The organism is Streptomyces sp. NPDC003077, assembly GCF_040611095.1.
Taxonomy (GTDB): Bacteria; Actinomycetota; Actinomycetes; order Streptomycetales; family Streptomycetaceae; genus Streptomyces.
Genome location: NZ_JBEXNM010000145.1, coordinates 1 through 2367, shown reverse-complemented (window position 1 = coordinate 2367; position 2367 = coordinate 1). Strand labels below are relative to the sequence as shown.

The following is a 2367-nucleotide window of genomic DNA, read 5'->3' as shown; positions in this document are numbered from 1 at the left end:
TGCGCCGGGGCTCCGGCGCACCACTTGGACGATCAAGGAAAGGTAAAGGTTGCACAAGTTATTGCTGTGTCTTGTCTCGCCATTTACCGTGGCCGCCTGCCCCTGATGTGCCGTTTGGGCCGTCTTTGATCTGCTAGTTGCCCCTTCCTTCTGCTCCTTCTGCTCCTTCTGCTTCTTCTGACGATGGCCCGGCCGCCGCCTCGTGCAGGATCGCCGCCAGTTCGCCGGGCTGGTCGAACATCGGCCAGTGCCAGCCGGGCAGTTCCCGGTACGTGCAGCCGTCGGCCACCATGTGCCGGAAGGCCGGGACGGTGGCGGCCATCGCCCGCATCTGTTCCACCGTGAAGCTGCACAGCACGTGCAGTCGCGGCAGCTTCTCCCAGGCTCCGGTCAGCCGGACCGGGGTGGTGGCGGTGGCCCACGGCTGCGGCGTCGAGAGCCGCGTCAGCCGCTCCAGCGTGCCGTCGGGCAAACCGTGCACCTCAGAGGCAAGTTGCTCCCACGGCGGAGGCGGCAGTTGCCGGCCATGCCCCGCCGTGCGGACCAGTTCGGCGTCGCGGGCCTGCTCCTCCGGCGAGCCGAACTGCGCCTGGGACATGCCGTCCGGCAGCGGTCCGCTGTCGACGAAGACGAGTTGCCTGACGCGTTCCGGCATCCGGTCCGCGACGCTCGGGATCACCACCGCACCGGCGTAGCTGTGACCGACCAGCACCACGTCGTGCAGGTCCTCGTACCGGATGAGGTTGAGCACGTCGGTGATGTGCGTCTCCAGGTCGGTGTCGGGCCGGGCCAGGTGCGCCCGCTCACCCATGCCCGTCAGGCTCAGCGGATGGACATCGTGCCCGTGGCCGCGCAGTTCGGCCGTCACGGAACGCCAGGCCCAGGAACCGAGCCAGAAACCGGGGAGAAGTACGTAGTTCGCCATGGCCAGAACGCTAAAGGCAATACCGGGCAGTATCCGCCCGGTATTCGGAGATCGTTCGGAGATACTTCCGCCATGACCCGACCGACCGCCCGCGTGCTCGCCCTGCTCGAAATCCTCCAGGCCGGCGGCACCCGCACCGTCGCCGACCTCGCCGACCGGCTCGACGTGGACGAGCGCACCGTCCGGCGCTACGTCAGCCACCTGACCGACCTGGACATCCCGGTCCGGTCGGTGCGCGGCCGGTACGGGGGCTACCGGCTCGCCCCCGGCTACCGGATGCCCCCGCTGATGCTCACCGACGACGAAGCGCTGGCCGTCCTGCTCGGCCTGGTCGCGGGGCGGCGGGCCGGGCTGACGACCACGTCCGGGACGGCCTTGGAGAGCGCCGCCGCCAAGGTGCGCCGGGTGCTCCCCGAGACGCTCGGCCGACGCCTGGACGCGCTGCTGGCCACCGTCGACTTCACCGCCCCCGACCGCCCGGCGGCCACCCAGGAGACGGACGTCCTGCTGCTGCTCGCGGAGGCGGCGCGGCAGCGCCGACCGGTCGCCGTCCGCTACACCTCCTGGGACGGCCGGCACAGCGAACGCACCGTGCACCCGTACGGGATCGTCGTCCACTCCGGACGCTGGTACGTCACCGGGGCGGACTCGGCCAGCGACGAGATCCGCACGTTCCGGCTGGACCGCATCGCGAACGCAAGGATGCTGCCGGGGTCGTTCGAGGTGCCGGAGGGGTTCGATCCGGCGGCGCGGGTGCTGTCGGGGCTGGCCGAAGTGCCCTATCGGCATGAGGTGTCGCTGCGGGTTCGGGGCGGGGTGGAGGAGGTGCGGGGCTTGTTTCCGGCGGGGATGGTCACCGTTGAGGAGCTGCCTGGTGGGGTGGCGGGGGCGGCTGGTGGAGGGTCGGGGCGTGATCGGGCGGCGGCTTCTGGGGCCTCCGCGGGGGGTGGGGGTTCCGGGGTGGCGGAGTCTTCCGGGACGTCCGAGGTGGTGGAGTCTTCCGATGTGTCTGAGGTGGTGGAGGCGTCGGAAGCCCTGGAGGGCTCGGAGGCCTCGGAAGGCTCGGAATCAACCGAGTCGTCCGGCTCCCGGGTCGTCTCCGAGGCCGTCTCCGGGGCCGGGGAGGACGACGGGTGGGTGCGGGTCCGGCTGCGGGCCGAGCGGCTGGAGCGGGTCCCTTCCGTTCTGGCCTGGCTCGATCGGCCGTTCGTCATCGAGTACCCGGACGCGCTGCGCGAGCACGTCCGCTCCCTGGCCCGTCGGCTCGCCGCCTGTGCTGATGACGAGGTGGGGGCCGATGCGGGGCCGGTGAAGGCTGTCCCGTCCCCGTCCCCGTCCCAGCGTTGAACGGGCCCGAAGCTGCGCGCCCCCATCGAGCCGGTGATCGCGGAGGCGCGGCCGGTGGGCGGGGGGCGCGCCCCCCCCCCCCCCCCCCCACCCCC

At 71.7% G+C, this 2367-nt stretch carries 2 protein-coding genes; one reads left to right on the top strand and one right to left on the bottom strand.

Features of this window, described 5'->3' with window-relative positions; genetic code table 11:
* Positions 1-133 precede the first annotated feature (133 nt).
* Entirely contained in the window at positions 134-925 is a 792-nt protein-coding gene (locus ABZX96_RS38010; protein ID WP_355554258.1) for an alpha/beta hydrolase, read from the bottom strand.
* Positions 926-997: 72 nt separating this feature from the next.
* On the opposite strand from ABZX96_RS38010, the gene ABZX96_RS38005 reads away from it, so the two are divergent.
* On the top strand, positions 998-2272 hold the full coding sequence (locus tag ABZX96_RS38005) for a YafY family protein (protein WP_355554256.1): 1275 nt from the start codon (positions 998-1000) through the stop codon (positions 2270-2272).
* Positions 2273-2367: the final 95 nt, after the last annotated feature.